Raw genomic sequence first — 19,971 nt, 5'->3', positions numbered from 1 at the left:
GAAAACGGTCCTTTGCCGACCATTCTCCGCAAATCCTCACGCGCCTTTCGGCCGCGGGCGCGTCTTCGGAACGCATCAGCTTCGCTGCTGCGCTTCGGATACGCCCCGCGCGACGGCAGAGGATTCGGATTTCCGGGAATGGCTCAGCAATCGGACCTATTCCCGGATAAAGGCAGCGCTAGGTTTTGTGGACCAACAATCAAGGGGGCTAATTAGAAACCTTCAAAAGCCCTTCGTGATCAGCAGAACTCTATTCTGAGGATTTCCACATAGGAGTCGCCCGCAGGTTTGCGAATCAGAACTTCGTCTCCCACCTGTTTATTGAGCAGTGCCCGGGCCACGGGTGACTTCCAGGAGATGCGCCCTCTTTTAAGGTCAATTTCATCTTCACCCACAATCATGTAGGTCTTTTCTTCGCCATCCTCGTCCGCCAGGGTGACGGTCGCTCCAAAGACCACCTTGTCGGATTGAAGAGTTTTGGGGTCCACAATCTGCGCCTTATCAATGCGTTGGCCGAGAAAGCGGAGCCGGCGGTCAATCTCGCGCAGGCGCTTTTTGCCGTAAATGTAATCCCCATTTTCACTTCTGTCCCCATTGCCAGCCGCCCAGGCTACGGTCTCAACCAGCTTGGGTCTTTCCACATGAAAAAGCTCTTTGTACTCGGCTTTAAGAGCTTCCAGGCCTTCAGGAGTGATGTAGTTGGGTGTGCTGTTCATAGTCCCACATGATACCATTTGACATCATGCCCGATCAGCCTGAATTTGGGAAATCTCATGGCAAGGCAAAATCCCTCCAATTCAGCCCACGGTCTTCACCCCTGGGGTCCCATTTGGGTCGCTGGCGGAGCTTTGTTGTGGGCCACCGATGCCTTGTTTCGCAGTCAATTAGTCGAGTCTTATTCGCCCCTGTGGATCGTGTTTATGAGTCATCTCATTTGTTTGGCGGTGGCTCTACCCTTAACCATCAAGTCCTGGCGCAAGTGGACCCAGTTTCACTGGTCAGACTGGCTGGCTTTGGTGGTGCTTTCATTGGGCGGAAGTATTTTGGCTATGGTGCTCTTCACCTATGCCTTTGCTCACACTTCGAATTACACCATCCCCATTCTCATTCAAAAACTTCAGCCGCTTATTGCTGTTCTACTTGCGCGAGTCATTCTTAAAGAGAAATGGCAAAAGGGATTTGGATTTGTTTTGGTTGCCGCCCTTAGTGGAGCGGTGCTGATTTCATGGCCCAATCAGTGGCAGAGCCCGAGTTGGCATTCAGATGATTTTCTTTCTCTTTTAGCGGCTGTGGGAGCCGCCGTCTTTTGGGGTGGCTGCACCGTCGCCGGCAGGCATCTCATCGCTACTTTTGGTTTTTTGGAGATCACGGCTGCCCGCTATTTTCTCGCCTTTCTTTTGTTGGTGCCAGTGGTTCCCTTCTTTGGTGAATGGACGACCCTCGCTGCTACGCCGCCCTCTGATTGGTGGAACTTTCTGTTGATGGCCTGGGGACCCGGCTACTTGGCTTTGGTCGTTTACTATAAGGGCTTGGAAGGGACTCAGGCCTCTGTCGCCACTCTTTGTGAATTGGCCTTTCCGGTCGGAGCCGTTCTGATCAACTGGGTCTTTCTCGATTCACCCTTGAGCCTGCAGCAGATTCTTGGCGCCGTGTTGTTGGTGGGAAGCGTGACCTGGCTCAGCTACCACCATGCGTGGTCCTACAAAAAAGGCCTGGTCGAGGTGCCTTTTGAGTGATCTGTTTTGTCTTGCCTGAGCACATCCCGATTGCGGTGAAGAAAAAAGGCACGAATATATTCACCTAAGGCAAAGTCCATCCACCTTCGTCCTTGATTGGCGAGGTTGGAGTGATGGAGATAGCCCATGTGTCCGCCGTGGCGCTCAATATGAAGATGAATCGCAGGACTCATGTTGGCGTTAACATAGTCACGCACATCAATGAACGGGTCATCTTCGGCTGTGAGAACGACAGTCGGCACATCTACATGGGAAAGCTTGTCGTGAGTGGAGCAGCTTTCGTAATAGTGCAGCCGATTCCTAAAACCCGCCTCGGGAGCTAAATAAATGGAGTCAAACTCCCTGAGTGTGTTCAGCCAGGTGACCTTGTACTGATAAGGATGAATAAATCCTCGTTTCACTTTCTCAGCCATTCTCTGTCTCATCAGTCTCACAAAATGAAGGTCGTAAACCCGGTTAAATCCCGTCTGTAAAAGAAGGCTCGTTCGTTCCAGGTTGATGGGAGCATTGATGGCGATCGCGTAGTCGGGAAGCACGCCGCCTTGGGCACCTGACAGCAGGAGAAGAAGGGCATTGGCGCTCAGAGAAAAGCCAATGGCCAGATGGCGACAATGAGGAAAGCGCTGCCGACCGTAGTAAAGAACCGTCGAAAGGTCCTCAGCGACTCCTGAGTGATAAGGCTTCTTCGCCAAACCCTCACCAGGACCGCTGCCACGGTGATTGGTCACCATGACTCCATGGCCCTCTTGTTGAATCATCTGCGCCATTCTCTGCATATAGGGACTTTGTCCGCAGCCTCCCAAGCCATGAAACAAATAGACCATGAGATCGGTTTGGCCAGGACGGAGATGACTGACAATCTTGTCTCCGTCTGGCAACTCGTGAACCACGTCTTCTTCAGCCTGATCCCAGTTAGTACTCGGCAAGAAATACCCCAGTAGAGTTTGGCTATGGCCATCTCGCGCCCAAACAGGAGGCGAGAGGGAAGGGATTTTGGGATATTGAAGATGTATTGATGCCTTGTCACTCATGGCAAAAGATATTCCCTTTCATCAGTGGTCGGTAACCGACACTGTTCTCGCCTACCAAACCAGTTGTAGCGATTAATGGCAACCACCTTGTAAAGCGGATCTCGCAAAAACCAAGGGATGACCAAGAGAATCGAAAAAATTCGGTAAAATCCGCCCAGTGATGTGATCGCGCGAATGGCCCCGCCGGAGCGACGATAGATGTGGCCATCCACCCAGAAGACCAGGGATTTCAGGTCTTGCCGATCTTCAGGCGAGAGAAGGCGCTCGGCCGTCTGCCCCTGAAGTGGGGCAAACTTCAATTGCCCTTGCTTGTTTCTTTTTATGAGCTCGTCAACCAGGCCATTACACAGGTGACAGTGTCCATCGAAAAAAAGGATTTTTTCCTTATTGCCCATGGCATGAGTATAGGGAATTTGCGGGCCGAAGGCCAAGGCCTTTCAACTTTCACTTTCCTCCGTCTGCCGGAGCGTCAGGGGTTGGCAAGACTCCCACGACTGGTTAGGTTGGTCACCCTAAGGAGGATTGTTCATGCGTCGATTGCTGGTGTTGCTGATTATTTGTTTACCACTTCCCGTGAGGGCTATTGTCAATATTGAAGCGGTGAGGCCAAAGAAATCAGAAACTGGCTATACTGGACAGTTCAAATTTGAAATGGGCGGTAGCTCCGGCAACACCGAAAAATTCCGCGCCGGTCTGGGCCACAACTCGGTTTGGAACACCGGTGATTATCAGAACTTTGTTCTTTTGAGCTACAATTATGGTGAAAGCTTTGAAATCAAGGACACCAACAAGAGTTTTCTCCACCTCCGCCATGTTCGCCCCATCCAAGAAGATGTTTTTTGGGAACTCTATACTCAGTCCCAAACCGATGAGTTTAAGCGTCTTCGCCTCCGCGCCTTAGCAGGCGTGGGTGGTCGCTGGGAGTTGGAGCAGGAACTTACGCTGTGGGCAATTGGTGCCGGCCTCTTTTATTCTCATGAGGAACTTACCGAGAAAGGCCTCCTCCCTGAAGGCACCGAAGATACCGCCCGAGGCAATTTCTATTTGTCCCTTAAAACGCAGCCCGATGCCAGTCTAACGGGGGTGCTCGCCATTTACTTTCAACCCAAACTCGATGAGATGAGTGACCACCACGCTTTCGCCAGCGCCATGCTCAAAGCCGACTGGAACGAGTCCCTTGCCTTTGCCGTCGAAGCTGAACTGTCCCATGATAATCGGCCGCCGGAGGGAGTGAAGAAGACGGATACGACGTATACTTCGTCACTCATCTACAAACTGTAGCGCGCAAAAGGTTCCAGGTCCTCAACTGATATGCATAGTGACAAAGTGAACTCCTGGGGGAGTTCACTTTGTCACTATGCATATCAGTTGAGGACCTGGAACCTTTTGTGGAACTTATTTCAGTTTGAAGTTGAAGTCTTCGGCTTGGTCGTCGGTCATGACCCGGATCTGCAGGTCGAGAGGTTTTTCCTTATCCATCTTGATGACGAACTCGTTGTTTTGGCGGGTGAGAGTCATGCGCTTCTTCACCTTACCAAAGCCATAAGTGGCTTGCAGGGAGAGATCATCGACCTTCACTTTTGCGCCGGTCTTACCAACGACCTTCAAGCGCAGCTCTTTTTCTTTTGGAGTGACTTCCAGAGTGACCAACTCGCCGGCTTGACGGAGGTTGGAAAAACCTTTTTGCTCCGCATCAAAATCAACAGTTTGAGCATGGAGAGGTAGTGAAAGCAGTGCAGTCATAACTGAAACAAATAGAAGGTATCGAAATTCCATAGGGAATCCTCCAAACAATGGGACACATATTAGGTGAATTCCCTCGCGAAAGACAAACGGGGATTGTAACTCGGCGCACTAAACATTTGGTCTCATTGCGGGCATTGGAATTGGGACATTACTTCCCGCTAAATTCTCCAGCTGTAAATTGTCCATGTTTCAGATTGGTACGAGCATTGCTCATTGAAACCTGTTAGAACCATCAATCATCTAAGGGGGGTTACCATGAACAAATTATTTCTTTCTGCACTCGTTGGATTTGCCGTTTTCGCGATTCCTTTTGTCGCTCCAAACGCAGCTCCAATGCCAAAAGAAGTAGAAGTAACAATCGGCATCAATGATGCCTTTATTCCGGGCGGGTTCGATGCAGAATCCGAGGCCTATGTCGTAGTGAATGGCTTGTTTCCCAATGGCTGCTATCGCTGGAAAAGAGCGGATGTTAAGCACGATTGGGCAACAAAGATTCATGAGGTTCGTTCGGTCGCAAGTGTGAGCCAAGGTATGTGCATCATGGTCCTGGTTCCATTTACTCAAGAGGTCACTCTTGGTAAAATGGGAACAGGCGAGCACAAAGTCCGGTTCATGAACGGTGACGGAACATTCATGGAGAAGTCCCTCACTATCGAATAAACCGGTTCTCTACGGGGGAGGCTGAGGGTTGGCCTCCCCTGTTTGATTCACCAACTGAACTTTCGAGGGGCGACCGAAGATGAAATACTTTGGTTTTTTTGCGTTAATACTAGCCGTGCCCTTTTTGGGCTGTAGTCCTGGGGATCGTCTGCGCGAAGTCCACTGGGATAGCAAACTGCACCAGCCGCTCACTGCCGAAATTGCCACCATCATCAGCACTCCAAGAAAAGACAGCTTGCGGAAAACCAAGGTGATGGGTCATCAGGTGGAACATTGGCGTGGCATGGCCGGCGGATTTCCTGTTGCCGATACCTGGGTCAAAGTCGTACGGGATGAAAAAGGCGCTCCTCAATTTGTCCGTGCCCAATTGGCCCAGTTAGATCCGATTGCTGAGGATGTGAAAAAGGCTCAGCAGCTGGAGAAACGCAAACAGTTTGTTCTCGGGGTTGCCTGGAAGAAATACCCAGAGCTGAGAACGGCAAAAAAGATTTTTCCGGTGCAGGTAGTCCTCGATGGCAAGATGGTTGGTTATGAACCACACTTGGAAGTGACCTACTTCAATGCGGATGAGACCGACGTCATTCGGCTCAAACTTTCTGGAACGGCAAATATTCTTGAGCGCAAGTCCTTGGCTCAACATTTGGCCAATGGAAGTGGCATGGTGTTCTTGGGATTTCCTGATCGCACCAAGCTCACTGAAGTTGAATTCATGAACTTAGTAGGCGATGGGACCCTAAATAGCGAAACGGTTAAGGTGGAGTCCGACACCAATAGCAGGGCCTACAGCCCTAGCCACGAGTTTCGTTTTACGCCAGCCGAACAGCCTTTCGACGAAGTTCAAGCTTACTATTTTGTCGAGTCGGCTCTTAAGTGGCTCAGTAAGGACTTTGGATTTGTTCTTCCCTTTAAATTAAATGTTAAAGTTCATGTGGGTGGTCTGAGACCTTCTAATGCCGCTTTTTATTATAAAGGAAATATTCGGCTCGGAGACGGGGACAATGTGGTTTACCGTAATATTCCCCGAGACCCTTCGATTGTTATCCATGAAGCTGCCCACGGTGTGGTGGATGCAGTTGCTGGACTTCCCCATGAGAAAGAGGGCGGTTCGATGAACGAAGGATACTCGGATTTTATTGCAGCTTTGTTCTTGGATAATCCGAAAATGGCTGAGTACTCCTATTTAAAGGCGCCCTTTCGGCGAACTTTGGAGAATGATCTTCAGGCATTTAGAGATTTTAATGGTGGCCTTTACCATGATTCCACGGTTGTCAGTGGCACCATGTGGGATCTTAGAAAGGCTTTAGGGATTCAGTTGGCAGGCAAACTTGCATTGACGAGTTTGGCTCACATGGGTCCCGGTTCAGGTATGAAGGATTTTGCTCCATCCTTGTTGTCTTCTGTTGAAGAAGTCGGTTTGGATGAGTCACAAGTCGGGATCCTACAGGGTGTGCTAAATAAAAGGGGCTGGTTATGATGAAGAAATTCATTGTGAGTCTTTTAGTGGTGTTCGCCTCCGGCGTAGCACTGGGTAGCGATGCGCCTGCAAACAACACAATCACACCCATTTGTCACGGAGATGCCATTCTCGGTCAGTGGAAGTGGCACAAGTACATTTACGATGGTCAGGAGTTCCCTCCCAGCAATCCAAACCTCAATCTCATTTTTGAGTTTATGGAAGGTGGGCGTAATCGGCTTTACTGGGACAGAACCGGTGAACGAGGTTTTTGCGAGCGCTACGGGAACTACATCTTCAATCAGTGCCAACTTATTGACCAAGTCACTTGGGTCAACCCCGATAATGCCTTAGGCTGTGGTGCCGACCCTGATATGAAAGAGGGTCGCCAAACCATGACCCGAGCTGAAGTGCGAGGAGACGAGTTCTACTTGTATTTGAGTTTGGGGGGGAAGCCGTTCATCTACATCTGGAAAAAACTCCCTTAAGTTTGGCCAGTGAAAAGGGCTCATCTGCTTCGTTGATCAGGTTCTCGCTCGTTCCAACGTATTTCTACGGGTCTTCGACCCGGCCAGTTGAGCCTACTCCCTTCGGTCACTCAACTGGCTGCCTCCCTCGCTCGAACCCTCTCGTCTCGCATCTATGCCCTTTTGCCGGGCCAATGGACCTTTTGACCAATCTGGGGTTTGGCTAGTGAAAAGGGGTCGTCTGCGTCGTTGGGAGTTTGGTCCATGAGGCTCCCGATGCTTATCCCAGCTGAGTAAAAATCTTCGAACATGTCTATGGATCCAGCCTGTTGTGTCAACCGAAGATTGATAAGAAGTGAAGGCAACTTATGTCTATTCGGCTCTTATGGAAGGTAATTCCTAGCCCAGATAATTGATGTTGCTCCCGATCTCCTCATTGCGTCCCTGACCCTGGTTAGGCCTGCATGTTCGTTAGGTCCTTATCGGGAAGAGTCCGACTCTTTTTATCTTCCTTCTGTTGACACGGATTTTGTTTTTCTATGCACATTTATTCATAATCGCCCACATTTGCCTGGCATTTCGGTTAGCTAGGGCCACTGCCGCGACATTGAACCCCTTTTTCTCTACCCACATTAAAAGCTTACTTTGTTCCTGAGTGGGATATTGCTTTTTCACTAAGCTAGCGAGTCTGGCTCGCGCTCCCTGGATCAGCATAGTTCTTAAGCCAATGTCTCCATTTTTCGTTATGCCTCCAAGCCTTGTCCGTCCTCCACTCGAATATTGTCGTGGAACTAGACCTAGGTGAGCAGAGACCTGTCTTCCATTCCTAAAATTACTCGGGCTGCTTATTGTCGACAAAAATCTTGAGGCCACCAGAGGTCCCACGCCTGATATTTCTTCGATAGCCTTGCGGTAGAAATGGCTTTCACTACAGTAATCCCGGATCTTTTTTTCGAGCTCTTCAGCCTTTAGGTAATGGTTACGGCACTCAACGAAGAGTTCATAAATCTCATCTCTTATTATCCCACTGAGTGATGACTCGGCTTCTTCTAGGACCTTGGGAATAACTTTAAAGAATTTAGCCGAACTCGTAGGGACTAAAATGCCAAATTCAAACAGGAATCCCCGGATTTGGCTATTGAGAGCTTTGTAGTCCCTGAGTCTTCGATCTCGCATTTTGTGTAGACATTGTAACTCTTGTTGCCACGGGGATTTTACTCCTACAAAAAGAGCACCTGGCCTTCGGCTAGCCTCCAAAATAGCGCGAGCATCATTACGGTCATTCTTCTGGTGGCTCGCATAAGGCTTTACGTGCTGAGCTGAAATACGAGACGCATGATGTCCCATTTGATTGAGGCGCTGGCAAAGCCAATTTGAACCGGCACAAGACTCCATAAATATTTTCACCGGCTGATGGTTAGCCAAAAAAGAGAGGAGTTTCTTTCGATTAAAAACTTTGTCTATTATGACGCGATTTTGGCTATCTACGCCATAAACGTGGATTTTCTCCTTTGCAATATCAAGTGCGATCGTTGTAGTTGTCATTGTGGATCCTCCTGGTTTTGCATAACGGCTGTTTGGAGCCAAAAAATACCCGATTTATGCTTTTAAGGGTATTCCAGGCTGGATCCATTTATTGCGTCCGGCAGCAGCGCTCTCTCTCAGAGCGCAGCACCAAGCCGAACTCGATTTTCACTCACTGGGAACACATCGACCCGCCTCATGGAGAGCCACCCTCTGTGGGAGGGATGAGGTCGTGATTGGAACTCTGGATGGGAGTTCGGTCCATGAGGCTCCCGAGGCCTTGTGGCTCGGATATCAGATATCCGATATCAGATATCCGATATCGGATAGTTGGATAGAGTGGGGGCGGGGAGTTGCTGGGGCGGAGTGGGTCAAGTAGAATGGGCCGATGGAGAATGGGGCCCAAGAAGTCAAATTTGAAGTGGCATGGAAGTCGGAGGAGCTTTTCCTGACGAGTCGGGTATACTTCTCTCGAATGTTGGAGGAATGCCGGCGAGCCACCCAATCCATCGATATTGAAGTCTATATCTTTGAGGATGACCGAGCTGGAAACGAACTCCTCCACGTTTTAGAGCAAGCTGTTGAGCGTGGCGTCCGGGTACGTATTCTTGTAGATGGAATTGGCACTCCCAATTGGGTCAACAAACAACTGGAAACCCTTCCTGCTCACGGAATCGAAACCCGAGTTTACCATCCAGTACCTAGGCCATTCAGTCGCTTTTGGTGGTTTTTGTTCCCCCGTTTTTGGCGTACTTTGAGGTTTTTTCTCTCAGCTAACCGGCGTAACCATAAAAAAGTATTCCTCATTGATAGCAAAGTCGCCTTCGTTGGTGGCATAAATGTGAGTGAGTCCAGTCTTGAATGGTGTGATACGGGGGTGCGAGTTGAAGGTGAAGGGGTAGACTTGTTGGAAGAGGCCTTTGAGGAGAACTGGCAGCGAGGCTTTTATTTTGGCAAGAAAACCCTGCGGGAGTTCATGCGCAGAGGGAAGCGTTGCCGGGTACTGAGTCCGTGGATTCATCTGAATTCCACTCTGACTCTTCGTCGCCAAAGAATGAGGGACCTGATCAAACGCTTTGAGCGTGCCACCGACCGGATATGGGTGGCCAATCCCTATTGGGTTCCTGGTCCACTTTTGATTCGTGCTTTTATTGGAGCTGCCCGCAGGGGGGTGGATGTGCGCCTTTGTTATCCTGAAAAGACAGATGTGGTGTTTACTCGCTGGGTGAATGAACTCCTGCTTGGGCCTCTAATCCCTTTTGGTGTAAAGCTCTTTGTTTTTCAGCGGGGCTTTCTCCATGCTAAAGCCGTGATTGTCGATCAGTGGGGTAAGCTGGGATCAAGCAATCTGAACGCGCGCAGCATTTACCACGATCTGGAGGCCGACGCGGTCTTAAGCAAGAATGAAAATCTGGAAAAATTGGTTGAATGGTTTGAGGGCAACTGCCGGGGCTCCAAACACATTGCCTTGGATGAATTGGATCGGCGACCCTTTATGGAAAGACTTGGTGCCAGATTTGTCTTGCTTTTCAAGAGGTGGATTTAGGTGGGTAACGACAAGAGACTGAGACTTCTGACCTACAATATGCACAAGGGCTTTTGTTTTTATAGTCGACGGCAGGTTTTGGAGGAAATCAAGCGGGCGATCCGCGAAGTTAATGCCGATCTAGTTTTCCTCCAGGAGATTCGTGGTGAATCCTCGGTGTTGAATCAAAATGGGGTGGTGAATGGGGAGTTTGCCAGCCAGCTGGAGTTCTTGGCTGATTCGGTGTGGGATCATTATGCCTATGGCAAAAATGCCATTTATCAAACCACCAACCATGGCAACGCCATTTTGAGTCGGTTTCCGGTTAAAAAGTGGAGCAATATCGATATATCGACCAACCCTTTTGAGCGGAGAGGGCTCCTTCATTCAACTGTACTTCATCCAGAGTGCGGAGAACTCGACCTGATATGTCTTCATTTGAATCTGTTGGCCCGGGGCCGGCGTTGGCAGCTGGAGAGACTGGTGGGAAAATTGGCTGCGGAGGTGGAAAGTGGTCCCATTATCATTGCGGGGGATTTTAACGACTGGTCTCAGGCGGTCTCAGGTCAGATTGGCGGTGACCTGAAAGTCAAAGAGGCTCATCACAGTCTGCATGGCCGCTATGCTCGGACGTTTCCAAGCCTCATGCCACTCTTGTGTTTGGATCGGGTTTATTATCGAGACTTGACCCCGACACTCTCTCAGGTGTTGTCGGGTCGGCCGTGGAGTCAAATGTCGGATCATGCCCCGCTTCTCGTGGAGTTTGCCCTCAACCCCTAGTGGGCAGATGGCGTAAAGGCGAATCCCTGGGCTGGTCTTCCCCTTGCAGTTGCTCCGATCACAAGTGATTCACCCCTAATGAATTCAATAGGTTGTTGTTTCCTGATGAGGTCTTTGGTGCCCTTTTTGGTCAGCATTTGCGAAAAAACTGGAGTTCTCCGCCATTTGCTCGTGATTCTCATGGTATCTCTTGGCGGTTTGCAGGCCGCTCAAGGGTATGCCACGAAGCCAAAGGCGACCCAGGCTGTATCCTCATTTGCGAGGAGCTTGTTGGAATTTCAAGCCTACAGCCAGAGGAAACAAGTCGAAGCACGAGCCTATGCGAAGAAGAGATATCCAGGGCTGAATCAGAGTCCAGACAGGCAGCGATTGTTAGACCGGGCTCATCAGTCTGGGAACAGCCCCCTTCTTCTTCATCATGGAGGAGCCACTCGGGTTTCGGCCCTTTTGGTCCATGGCTTCTCCGATTCCCCCTACTTCATGGAACATATAGCTCAGCATCTGTATTCCCAGGGAGTAAATGTGGTGGTGGTTTTGCTCACTGGTCATGGGTTAGAATCCGATGCCTTGGCTGATTCAGGTGTGGTGACCCTCAAGGCGTGGCAAAAAGATGTTGATGCCGGTTTTCGCATCGCCAAGGGCTTAGGCGATAAAGTCGTTGGAGTCGGATTTTCGACTGGGGCTTCGCTGCTTTTGGAATCAGCCTCCTATACCCAGATTCCTATAGAGATGGCTCTACTGGGTGACCCGATGATGGTGGCTCTCCCGTTCCCGCAGCCGGATGGACTGATTGTTCCGCCTCGTCTGAAATTTGATGGCTTGGTACTCTTTGCTCCTGTATTGCGGGTTTTGGATTGGCGTGTGCGAACCCTTGGTCCCAGTGGAATGTGGATTTACAAACAGGTGTCTGATTACTCATTTCCACCGGAGGGGGACGACTGGTCTTTCAAGTACCTCAAAAAAGCCATCAATGGTGTGGAGCAGGTCCAGCGATTGGTGAATCACCTGGTTCGCTTCTCCCACTGGGACCCGAAGGGTTCTGGATCTCGCCCTCCCATGTTGGGGATTTTCAGCGAAGCGGACGACACTATTGACACTCAATTTGCCATTAACTATCTGTCGTCCCAAGCGCAAGAGGCCCGCTCTGATTTTGAGACCTATGTATTTGCCTCGCCCGAGGCCGTGGATCACACAGGGTTTATTCGCTTTCAACAAGAGGGCGATGAGTTTTCCTTTATTGATCATGCCCGCTATCAAAAAATGACTGATTTCATTGACCGGTTTCTCGACGATCATGGGCTTTCAGTATCAATCGAGTATTAGTAAGATTGATGAATGTGTTTCAGAAACTTTCAAGATCATCAGACTTGCATTTGTCTTATTCCTCCTTCATCATGGATTTATTCCAATGAAAGGGGGAAACCAATGATTCAGTACAATCGTCAAAACAAGTTGTTCACAGCTAAAGTCACCCCCGTTGAGACACTTTCTCGTCTCGTTCCTGATCTCGATGGGATGTTGTCGCCACGGTTTTGAGCGACGATTCTTTGTAGTTTGCTTAATTAAAATATGATTCATCATTGTGATGGATGATCTCCTTTATCGGATTATCGTCCAGCACTTTGCCGTCTGGTTATCAGGGTTAATCAGAGGCTTTTAAGATTGTTTCAACATTGCTTCGGCAATTTAACAGGAGGGAAAGTCATGGCTGCTTTACACCAAAAGCCTAAAGAAGTGCTGTTGGTTCCCCAGCCTTCTGCCCTTTCAGAGGCAGAAAAACAGCTTGCAAAAAAGCTGCGGGGACTGGTGCGATCAGCTCACCATTTGAGATCTTGGTTGGTCGAACGGACTAACGAAGTGTGGAATTTGTTATTCTACGCTCGTGTGGTTCGCCACCATGGCCCTGGTGAGCGACCCGAAGAATTGGAAAACCTGAAGGGTCGGTATCCCTTCCCAGGAGGCGGTTTCTAATGGCTGATTGCATCACTAATCCTTTGAGTCTAGGCATCTTTTTGTCTCAAGATGAAATGATGCCTGACTCAAAGTGATTAGCTACTAAGCAGGATTTGGTAAATTTCTTTCCCTGGTCTGGAATTTGCCAAAAGTAAATAAAATCCAGGGGTTCTTTTGCCGATGAGCACTTGAACTGAGGAATTCTAGAATCGGGGAGAATCCAAATGTCTTTACCAAAAGTACTATTGGTTGAAGATGAAGAAGCCCATCGGCTGGTCATCAAGAAGGCACTTCAAGGGCACTGCGACTTAGTGGTGGCCAATAACTTTCAAGAAGGAGTGGCCCAGCTGGGGGAAGATAGTTTCGACCTCTTTATCCTCGATATCATGTTGGGCGATGGGGATGGATTTGATCTTTGCGCCCGGATTCGCAAGATGGAAATGCACCGTCGGACACCTGTGGTCTTCTTGACGGCAAAGAGTGAGGTTTCAAGTAAGGTACTAGGATTCACGTTGGGTGCTGATGATTACATTGTGAAGCCCTGTGATCCTTCAGAGTTGAGGGCTCGTGTCGACTCCAAGTTACGATGGAGCCGAGAAGTAGTCGAAGGGGAGAAGGTTCTGGTTCAGGGACCATTTACTTTCAATTTGGAAATGCAAAGACTTGATGTGGAGAAGGACGGGGTACCGCAAACTCTTGAATTCACTCCTTTGGAGTTTAAACTCCTCTACTACCTGGCTTCCCACAAAGACCACATTCTCTCTCGCGATCAAATCCTTGATGCGGTCTGGGGGCAAACCACCAATGTTCTGGATCGTAGTGTCGATACCTACATTGCCGCTCTCCGCCGGAAATTGGGTGAATTTAAAAAGTGTATAAAGTCTGTCCATGGTGTGGGTTACAAGTTTAGCCTCGATGGCTTTCAGACCAAAAAGGCATCCTGATCAAGCCAGCGACATATCCTCGCATCCATAAAGCAATGGCCCGGATCGGAACCGACCCAGGCCACTTGCCAGGCGAAGTCTGCAGACCAGCAAACTCCAAACCTAATAGATGAGGCTGGTGTTGTTTTGGCGACGCCGACTCGGGACTTCCGTCAACATCGGCGTACTGATACATTCTATGAGCAATGGGCGTACCAGTCCAAAGGCCCCCAAATGCACAAAGCCCCTGTCGACGGGACAGAGGCTACGTTTTTGCGAGATAGATTGTCTCGGTACTCTTACTTGATCTCTTTATGAACTGTGTGTTTGCGCATGTTGGGGTTGTACTTCTTCTTTTCCAACCGCTCAGGATGAGTCTGTGTATTCTTCTTCGTTGTGTAGCGCGACGGAGGCACACCGGCCTTGCGAGCCTCAGTGCATTCAAGCGTGATAATGCGGACTTTTCCCTTTTTCTTTGCCATTTGAGCAACCTCCGAAGCCGGTACTTATAACGCGTCTAGTGGGCTTAGGCCAGAAAAAAATGCCTCTACACCCATACCAGAAAGTCGGAGGAGTCTCCAGAGGGAGGATCGAGGGCCGGCAACTCCATGGGTGGGGCTAACTCGGACCATATATAAGGTCAATCAAGCCCTTTTGACCGCTGAGCCACACATAGAACCCACTGTCAGGGCTTCGGGGTGTTGGCGGCCCCGCCCAGATCCCCACAGCGGGCTGCCAGGGCCGCCGTGATCCTCGGGTTGCGTCAGAATTCCGTTGGGCCGATTTCTCTCAGCTGCGGAGTTTTTCAGCCGGAAGAATGGCGGTGGAGTCGGGATTTCAGGGGAGGCCACCAATATGACATCTCTTTGGGTTCCAGGCGCCGTCGACCCATGTGAGTCCATCAGAGGGCTGGGATCAACCAGCCCCTAACAGTCCAGCATAGCGAGGACCCCCCGGGCATTTCGGGGGATCGAAGAGCATTGGCCAAGGCAAATGGCCATTTGACCATGACTTTGCTCTGGCCACACTTGGATGGGTCCTCAAATGGAAGAGAGAGGGGGCTCAGGTGAGACTGAGGGGGGTGTCTGAAAGTTCGTCCCTATTTTGTCACTGTAGCAACCTTCCCGGCGCCCCTAAACTACTGATTTTTGGTGGCTATTTAAGGGACTTTAGCAAGAAGTTCAGACCACCCTTCACTTTTTACCGGATGGCGGCGAAAGAGGCTCCCCCCGGCTAATTTTTACAATCGTGGTTTTTGGAGTGGGAAGAGGTGTTCCGAGAAATTGAATTTCACACAGTCTGAGAATACTTAGCCTGCTTTTGGTCCAAGGCGGTAAAGCATGAAGAAAGTTCACTAAGCATGCAGCATTTATAGGTTTGCACTCTGGCATGTTTGTTGGATTACCTGCCACCAAAACAAAAAGGTAAGAGTGTCTTTTCAAACAACAACTAACTAAACAAACATGGAGCAATAACATGAGGAAGATCATTGTTACTCTCATCGCTGCTGCGATGACGACTTCTCCGGCATTTGCTTTGTCTCAGAAAGCTTCTGAAGCTTCTGTAGGCATGGTCGGCGCCGCTTCTAATATGTCCGTAACGGTCCTGAAAGCAGGATCTGAGTTCTCTGGCGAAGTAGTAGAAGGAGCTTTCGAGTTCTCTTATGCTGCTGGCAAAGCCACTAGCGAACTCGTAGTTAAAGGTGTAGCTACCAGTGGTAAAATGTCTACCATGGTTCTTACTACCGCTTCTGATCTCGCTCAGGGATCTTTCAAAGCTTCTAGCGAGCTTGCTAGCACTGTAATCACTGCTTCTGGAAAGGTTTTCAAAGCTTCTTTGGATGCTTCTGGAAAAGCTCTTCAGATCGTAGTTGATTCTACTGGTAAAGTTCTGACTTGGGGATCTAACCAAATCGTTGGATCTGCTAAGTGGTCTTATGCTGGTTCTAAGAAGATCGGTAAGTTCTTCTTGAACGCTGCTGGTGAGATCCTTGACGCTTCTGGAAAAGTAATCGGTACTGTAATCGACGCTTCTGGCCAAGTTGTTAAGTTCGTCGTAGACAGCACTGGTAAGATCTTTAACGCTGCTTCTGAAGTTGCCAGCATCATCATCACTGCTTCTACTGACTTGATCAGCGAAGCTGCTAAGTGGTCTGGAAAAGCTGTTAAAGCTATCTTCTTGGGCGTAGCTGATGTTGGTTTCACAGTAATCGCTACTTCTGCTGCTGCTAGCAAGCACTTGGCTAACGGTCAGCCTCTTAAGGCTTCTGAAGTCCTGATCTACTTGCCTGCTAACATGCTTTATGCAGCTCTTTACTCTGACATGCACTACCAGAAGTTGCTGAAGTAATTCAGTAACGGTCGGTAAGTGACCTTGCCGGGCAGGTTCTGATGCCTGCCCGGATTACAAAAAAAGCCACACTGTCTCTTTAAGCTGTGTGGCTTTTTCTGTAATCCCCCTCGAGAAGGTCAAGTTTGAATTAAGAGTAAAGAAGGAAGATTCGGAGGATCAGAATGAAGGTATCACAATTTTCAAAACTAGCCCAAGTTCTGGTGCTAGCTGCGGGACTCAGCCTGACGACAAATGCAATCGCAGGCGGAAACAAGTGTAAAGAAGTGGACATTCCTAAAGCTGCTTTGATTAACGGCGGAATGTTAGCTGCTCAAACAATCGACACAATCAATAAGCAAAGAGCAAAAGCTCAGGCTCGCGGTGAAGAGCTGGATGTGGTGATTATCGCCCGTACCGGTACTGATCCTGGTAGTTCTGTTGTTATGCGTGATTTCGATGCTTCTGGTCGCTTTCTGACAATGAGAGATCTATACGGAAAAGATGATCAGTATGACAACAGCAACAACAGCAATCACCTTTCTCACATCAATAAGATGGTGGATAAATCACGCAAGCTGGTTTACTCTCACTTGGGACTGGCCTTCCGTAACCACCCTTTGGCTGAGCAAATTCAGGCTGAGCGTAACCTGCCCGAGAAGCCTTGGGTGATGGTTCACATGCTGAAGCCTTGTGGAACTCTGGTTCCTGACCTTTTTGACGAAGGTATCTGGAACTTCTTCTTAGATGACCCTTACAAGTACGGATCGACTGTGATCGTTCCTACCTATGATTTCCAAAAGCGCCTGGAGCAGGTTGTTCTACAAGATGAGATTTCATATTCCTTCTTGGGTCCGAAGTATAATGCTCTGGCTTTGTTTGACGATGTTCACGAGCAAAACTCCAACCAGTGGGTTTTGGAAGTGTTCGCGGCAGCCATGGCCCCTCGCGGCCAGGTGCGCAATCGGGCTGATGCAATTCGCGTCTTGAAGCAGACCAACTACATCCCCACCCGCATGCACCTGCGTGGCAAATATGCCTTCGCCAAGCTGTTTGGACCGGATTCAGTGAGCTTTAAAAAGCAAGGCGGATATGGTGACCTCGTTCAGGTGATCTCCGTGCTCTCTATGCGTGAGTACATGAAGCGCAATAAGATATTTATGAGCGAGACTCCCATTGACATCCCTGAGAATGTCTTAATCAAGGACGACTCGAAGTCTTATAACAATGGCAACAATTGGGATAATAACAACGGTGGTGATCACTAATTTGCGGTTTAGTTAGATTTTGACTTGCAAAGCCCGGTTTTAGGACCGGGCTTTTTTTGTTTTCCGAGCTTTGGCTTTATAGCCAAAAGGGAGAAGGAGGCTGGGCCTCTTACCTTCGCGAAGACGGGTTTTGTTGAGATCAATCAAGGCTACGAAGTAATCGCTCACCCCATGGGGAAGGCTCAAGCGCAGGCTGGGGCCGGTCGCCAAATTGGTTGAGGTTTCCTCCTCCTCCTCAGAACGGGGGCTGGCGGGCGGGGAGTTTGATTTCTGTCCACCTTTCTTGGCCACTCCTTTAGCATTTAATTCAGCCACTTCCGAAGGTGCATCCCACGGGCGGCGGGGTGGGGCCTTCTTTTTGCCAGGCTTGCGAGGTGACTTGGTCGCGGAGGAAGAGGTGCCTTTAGTTGCCTTTTGATTGGCTGGGCGAGACCTGCCCTTGTCCCCTTTCCCTTTAGCGGGTGATTGGGGGCTGTCGCCTACCTCAGTGGCCTGGTTTACAGGTGGGCGCTTTTTTGACTTTGCTTTCTTTAGATCTGCCAGAGAGAGAGCCACATCCTGGTCCTTTCTATTCAATTTCTGTTCATTCACTAGCTTACCGGAGTTCGGGCTTCAGAGAATCTCCGTTTGCCCGCCCCCATCCTCGTCAACCAGGAGTGGCCTCCTGCCCCTTCAGGCTTTCCTCACCTGCTGCTGCCAATTCCTCCGAAGAAGGGGACGGACGGGTCGTTTTTGCTGTCCCTGCGGCAAGTCCCTCGCCCAGGCGATTGGGAAGCCATATGACTTCCAAGAACTGGTTGAGTTCGACAGCGGCCTGTGTGCCTGGCGCGTACTCGGGCACCGATAAATGCATGGCCGTAGCCTCTTCGCCTTGTGTATGATCGCGGATTGCCATTGGCAGGCATTCAGCCACATTCTCAAGGTACCAGTCCTTGATGTCTCGGCTGAGGCGTCGGGATAATGTCAGTCGAGTCGGAATATAAAAATGGCGAAATCCCAATCGCAGGTCTTTTTTGACCTGAGTCACAAAATTGCGAAACATTTTAAAGTTTCTGAAGTTGTTGATCTTGCACTCAAGAGGAGACACCAGGACGTCGCTTGCGACCAAGGCATTGGTGATGAGTTGGTTCCAGTTGGGAGAGCAGTCAAAAACAATAAGATCAAACTCATTTTTCAGAGGCCCGACGACGGTCTCCTGTAGCCAGTACTCCCTGCGAGGTCGATGAAGCAGACCTTGCTCTAAGGCCACCAACTCCGGAGTCTCAGGGATATAGTAGAGATAGGGGAGGTCCGTCGGTAAAATAATCTCTTTCACCTCGGCTCGGCCGGCAAAGACGTCATAGAGGCCCCTGGTTTCTTCCATCCAACGTAGGGCTGAATCCAAATCATCGGCATCCGCGTCTTCCATGTGTCCAAGAGCCGTCGTGACGTCACATTGCATGTCCAGGCCAATGACGCAGGTTTTGATTCCGTGATTTGCAGCCATTCGCGCTAAGTTCAGCGCCAGGGCCGTTTTGAGAACTCCTCCCTTGGTGACAAAAAAACTGTACACCAAGGGACCATCGCCGACAGGTTTCAAAAACCCAAGGGATCGTCCAATGGAGTGAAGCTGCTCTCCGCCCCATCCTCGTACCCGTCGTTCGTCCTGATCATTTCGCCTTGCTCGGGGAAGAACTCCACGTTTCTCACTGCTAAGTAAATCCTGAGTCGATAGGATGGAATTTTCCTCACAACTGAACAATTTGGTGATCTGGGCGCGCGAGTAGAACATCCTCAATCCCCCTGTGGTTGCGGAATTCGACCTAGTTCAGCAGTTTTGGATAGAAAGGTCAATAGGAGCAATCCTTAAGTAACCGAATCTTCAAGAACGGCCTCCTGCCTGGTGAAAACCCGGTGGTGGGGGCTGTCTGTCTGGGTATGAGTCAACTAGGGAGGAAACAGACAATGCGCCTGCTTAGAAGGGTTACTATCGATTGAAAGACTGACGAAACCGAGCGTCGACATCGCGAATAGAGGTGGGGCCTGTCCACATATCCACCACTTCGCCAATTCGGTTGTACACGAAAAAGGCTGGAACAACCCCTGTGTACTCAGCGTGAATTTCCCTCAAGAATGCCGGCTGAAGGTCCTGCCTTTGGTAAAGGGAAAAACTGGGGGTAAAACTGAAATGGGTGAAATAATTGACGAGGTACTCGTTTAACTGGGGCGGGTCCAAAACGAGGCTGGCAATGCCAATTTTGTAGGGCTCGTAAAATACCTTCATGCGTTGAAGGTTTTTGAGATCATCTCCGCACCTGAGGCACTTGGAGTTCCACACATAGAGGAGGGTCGAGCGATAACCAGCCCCGATGATGGCTTGCTTGAGGTCAGGGCCGGTGACGGGGATCAAATTTAGCTTGGGCTTGGGTGCGCTAAGAGACTTAACCGAGGGATCGCTCTTGGCCCGTCCCCAGTCACCGGATTTTACAGCTTGTCCTTTGCGCATGGACGAGTACAGGGTCATCCCCAAAACGAGGAGCCCCCCCAGAGAAGCCATTGTCATGACCTTGCGCCGCTGATCAACCACTAGACCTTCAT

Annotated in this window: 21 protein-coding genes; 12 read left to right on the top strand and 9 right to left on the bottom strand. The window is 49.8% G+C overall.

Features of this window, described 5'->3' with window-relative positions; translation table 11 throughout:
* Positions 1-239 precede the first annotated feature (239 nt).
* On the bottom strand, positions 240-716 hold the full coding sequence (gene greB / locus H6624_07920) for a transcription elongation factor GreB (GenBank protein ID MCB9084258.1): 477 nt from the start codon (positions 714-716) through the stop codon (positions 240-242).
* Between the two features lie 57 nt (positions 717-773).
* On the opposite strand from greB, the gene H6624_07915 reads away from it, so the two are divergent.
* On the top strand, positions 774-1,736 hold the full coding sequence (locus tag H6624_07915; protein ID MCB9084257.1) for a DMT family transporter: 963 nt from the start codon (positions 774-776) through the stop codon (positions 1,734-1,736).
* On the opposite strand, the gene H6624_07910 is transcribed toward H6624_07915, so the two are convergent.
* The gene (locus H6624_07910) at positions 1,700-2,662 is read right to left on the bottom strand and encodes a thioesterase (GenBank protein ID MCB9084256.1); all 963 of its coding nucleotides are present in this window, start codon (positions 2,660-2,662) and stop codon (positions 1,700-1,702) included. The genes H6624_07915 and H6624_07910 overlap by 37 nt on opposite strands.
* Positions 2,663-2,763: 101 nt before the next feature.
* The gene (locus H6624_07905; protein ID MCB9084255.1) at positions 2,764-3,162 is read right to left on the bottom strand and encodes a DUF393 domain-containing protein; all 399 of its coding nucleotides are present in this window, start codon (positions 3,160-3,162) and stop codon (positions 2,764-2,766) included.
* Positions 3,163-3,295: 133 nt separating this feature from the next.
* On the opposite strand from H6624_07905, the gene H6624_07900 reads away from it, so the two are divergent.
* Positions 3,296-4,048, top strand: a complete 753-nt coding sequence (locus H6624_07900; GenBank protein ID MCB9084254.1) for a DUF481 domain-containing protein — start codon at positions 3,296-3,298, stop codon at positions 4,046-4,048.
* 114 nt (positions 4,049-4,162) lie between these two features.
* Here H6624_07900 and H6624_07895 read toward each other — a convergent pair whose 3' ends face one another.
* Positions 4,163-4,543 (bottom strand): hypothetical protein, encoded by a 381-nt coding sequence (locus H6624_07895; protein MCB9084253.1) that lies wholly within the window; start codon positions 4,541-4,543, stop codon positions 4,163-4,165.
* Positions 4,544-4,768: 225 nt separating this feature from the next.
* Between H6624_07895 and H6624_07890 the strand changes: the two genes are divergently transcribed.
* The 3 genes from H6624_07890 to H6624_07880 all read left to right on the top strand — a co-directional run bounded on the left by H6624_07890 (position 4,769) and on the right by H6624_07880 (position 7,114).
* A complete protein-coding gene (locus H6624_07890) occupies positions 4,769-5,173 on the top strand; it encodes a hypothetical protein (GenBank protein MCB9084252.1) in 405 nt (134 codons plus the stop codon).
* Between the two features lie 79 nt (positions 5,174-5,252).
* A complete protein-coding gene (locus H6624_07885) occupies positions 5,253-6,647 on the top strand; it encodes a hypothetical protein (protein MCB9084251.1) in 1,395 nt (464 codons plus the stop codon).
* A complete protein-coding gene (locus H6624_07880) occupies positions 6,644-7,114 on the top strand; it encodes a hypothetical protein (GenBank protein ID MCB9084250.1) in 471 nt (156 codons plus the stop codon). The genes H6624_07885 and H6624_07880 overlap by 4 nt, the downstream gene beginning before the upstream one ends.
* A gap of 516 nt (positions 7,115-7,630) precedes the next feature.
* On the opposite strand, the gene H6624_07875 is transcribed toward H6624_07880, so the two are convergent.
* On the bottom strand, positions 7,631-8,638 hold the full coding sequence (locus H6624_07875) for an IS110 family transposase (GenBank protein MCB9084249.1): 1,008 nt from the start codon (positions 8,636-8,638) through the stop codon (positions 7,631-7,633).
* A gap of 367 nt (positions 8,639-9,005) precedes the next feature.
* Here H6624_07875 and H6624_07870 point away from each other — a divergent pair, with 367 nt between their 5' ends.
* The 5 genes from H6624_07870 (at position 9,006) to H6624_07850 (ending at position 13,819) form a co-directional block, all read left to right on the top strand.
* Positions 9,006-10,163, top strand: coding sequence for a phosphatidylserine/phosphatidylglycerophosphate/cardiolipin synthase family protein (locus tag H6624_07870; protein ID MCB9084248.1), 1,158 nt, complete (start codon positions 9,006-9,008; stop codon positions 10,161-10,163).
* Positions 10,164-10,922, top strand: a complete 759-nt coding sequence (locus H6624_07865; protein MCB9084247.1) for an endonuclease/exonuclease/phosphatase family protein — start codon at positions 10,164-10,166, stop codon at positions 10,920-10,922. It abuts the gene before it with no gap.
* 105 nt (positions 10,923-11,027) lie between these two features.
* Positions 11,028-12,245: an alpha/beta fold hydrolase gene (locus H6624_07860; protein MCB9084246.1), complete on the top strand. Its 1,218-nt coding sequence runs from the start codon at positions 11,028-11,030 to the stop codon at positions 12,243-12,245.
* A 381-nt stretch (positions 12,246-12,626) separates the two neighbouring features.
* Positions 12,627-12,893: a hypothetical protein gene (locus tag H6624_07855; GenBank protein MCB9084245.1), complete on the top strand. Its 267-nt coding sequence runs from the start codon at positions 12,627-12,629 to the stop codon at positions 12,891-12,893.
* A gap of 206 nt (positions 12,894-13,099) precedes the next feature.
* Positions 13,100-13,819 (top strand): response regulator transcription factor, encoded by a 720-nt coding sequence (locus H6624_07850; GenBank protein ID MCB9084244.1) that lies wholly within the window; start codon positions 13,100-13,102, stop codon positions 13,817-13,819.
* A gap of 278 nt (positions 13,820-14,097) precedes the next feature.
* Here H6624_07850 and rpmG read toward each other — a convergent pair whose 3' ends face one another.
* On the bottom strand, positions 14,098-14,280 hold the full coding sequence (rpmG, locus tag H6624_07845; GenBank protein MCB9084243.1) for a 50S ribosomal protein L33: 183 nt from the start codon (positions 14,278-14,280) through the stop codon (positions 14,098-14,100).
* 994 nt (positions 14,281-15,274) lie between these two features.
* Here rpmG and H6624_07840 point away from each other — a divergent pair.
* Positions 15,275-16,147, top strand: a complete 873-nt coding sequence (locus H6624_07840) for a hypothetical protein (GenBank protein ID MCB9084242.1) — start codon at positions 15,275-15,277, stop codon at positions 16,145-16,147.
* A gap of 164 nt (positions 16,148-16,311) precedes the next feature.
* Complete coding sequence (locus tag H6624_07835; protein ID MCB9084241.1) at positions 16,312-17,394, top strand: DUF2145 domain-containing protein; 1,083 nt, start codon at positions 16,312-16,314, stop codon at positions 17,392-17,394.
* Between the two features lie 39 nt (positions 17,395-17,433).
* On the opposite strand, the gene H6624_07830 is transcribed toward H6624_07835, so the two are convergent.
* The 3 genes from H6624_07830 to H6624_07820 form a co-directional block, all read right to left on the bottom strand.
* Entirely contained in the window at positions 17,434-17,970 is a 537-nt protein-coding gene (locus H6624_07830; protein MCB9084240.1) for a hypothetical protein, read from the bottom strand.
* A gap of 70 nt (positions 17,971-18,040) precedes the next feature.
* On the bottom strand, positions 18,041-19,165 hold the full coding sequence (locus tag H6624_07825) for an AAA family ATPase (protein ID MCB9084239.1): 1,125 nt from the start codon (positions 19,163-19,165) through the stop codon (positions 18,041-18,043).
* A 195-nt stretch (positions 19,166-19,360) separates the two neighbouring features.
* Entirely contained in the window at positions 19,361-19,960 is a 600-nt protein-coding gene (locus H6624_07820) for a hypothetical protein (protein ID MCB9084238.1), read from the bottom strand.
* Positions 19,961-19,971 lie beyond the last annotated feature (11 nt).

It is taken from the genome of Pseudobdellovibrionaceae bacterium (genome assembly GCA_020635075.1).
Lineage (GTDB): Bacteria > Bdellovibrionota > Bdellovibrionia > Bdellovibrionales > UBA1609 > JADZEO01.
This window is presented reverse-complemented; position numbering and strand designations above follow the sequence as displayed.

Excerpts from the sequence above, each read along its gene's own strand:
- greB (MCB9084258.1), bottom strand. The coding sequence starts at position 716 with ATGAACAGCACACCCAACTACATCACTCCTGAAGGCCTGGAAGCTCTT.
- H6624_07915 (MCB9084257.1), top strand. The coding sequence starts at position 774 with ATGGCAAGGCAAAATCCCTCCAATTCAGCCCACGGTCTTCACCCCTGG.
- H6624_07905 (MCB9084255.1), bottom strand. The coding sequence starts at position 3,162 with ATGGGCAATAAGGAAAAAATCCTTTTTTTCGATGGACACTGTCACCTG.
- H6624_07900 (MCB9084254.1), top strand. The coding sequence starts at position 3,296 with ATGCGTCGATTGCTGGTGTTGCTGATTATTTGTTTACCACTTCCCGTG.
- H6624_07895 (MCB9084253.1), bottom strand. The coding sequence starts at position 4,543 with ATGGAATTTCGATACCTTCTATTTGTTTCAGTTATGACTGCACTGCTT.
- H6624_07890 (MCB9084252.1), top strand. The coding sequence starts at position 4,769 with ATGAACAAATTATTTCTTTCTGCACTCGTTGGATTTGCCGTTTTCGCG.
- H6624_07885 (MCB9084251.1), top strand. The coding sequence starts at position 5,253 with ATGAAATACTTTGGTTTTTTTGCGTTAATACTAGCCGTGCCCTTTTTG.
- H6624_07880 (MCB9084250.1), top strand. The coding sequence starts at position 6,644 with ATGATGAAGAAATTCATTGTGAGTCTTTTAGTGGTGTTCGCCTCCGGC.
- H6624_07875 (MCB9084249.1), bottom strand. The coding sequence starts at position 8,638 with ATGACAACTACAACGATCGCACTTGATATTGCAAAGGAGAAAATCCAC.
- H6624_07870 (MCB9084248.1), top strand. The coding sequence starts at position 9,006 with ATGGAGAATGGGGCCCAAGAAGTCAAATTTGAAGTGGCATGGAAGTCG.
- H6624_07860 (MCB9084246.1), top strand. The coding sequence starts at position 11,028 with ATGAGGTCTTTGGTGCCCTTTTTGGTCAGCATTTGCGAAAAAACTGGA.
- H6624_07855 (MCB9084245.1), top strand. The coding sequence starts at position 12,627 with ATGGCTGCTTTACACCAAAAGCCTAAAGAAGTGCTGTTGGTTCCCCAG.
- H6624_07850 (MCB9084244.1), top strand. The coding sequence starts at position 13,100 with ATGTCTTTACCAAAAGTACTATTGGTTGAAGATGAAGAAGCCCATCGG.
- rpmG (MCB9084243.1), bottom strand. The coding sequence starts at position 14,280 with ATGGCAAAGAAAAAGGGAAAAGTCCGCATTATCACGCTTGAATGCACT.
- H6624_07840 (MCB9084242.1), top strand. The coding sequence starts at position 15,275 with ATGAGGAAGATCATTGTTACTCTCATCGCTGCTGCGATGACGACTTCT.
- H6624_07835 (MCB9084241.1), top strand. The coding sequence starts at position 16,312 with ATGAAGGTATCACAATTTTCAAAACTAGCCCAAGTTCTGGTGCTAGCT.
- H6624_07825 (MCB9084239.1), bottom strand. The coding sequence starts at position 19,165 with ATGTTCTACTCGCGCGCCCAGATCACCAAATTGTTCAGTTGTGAGGAA.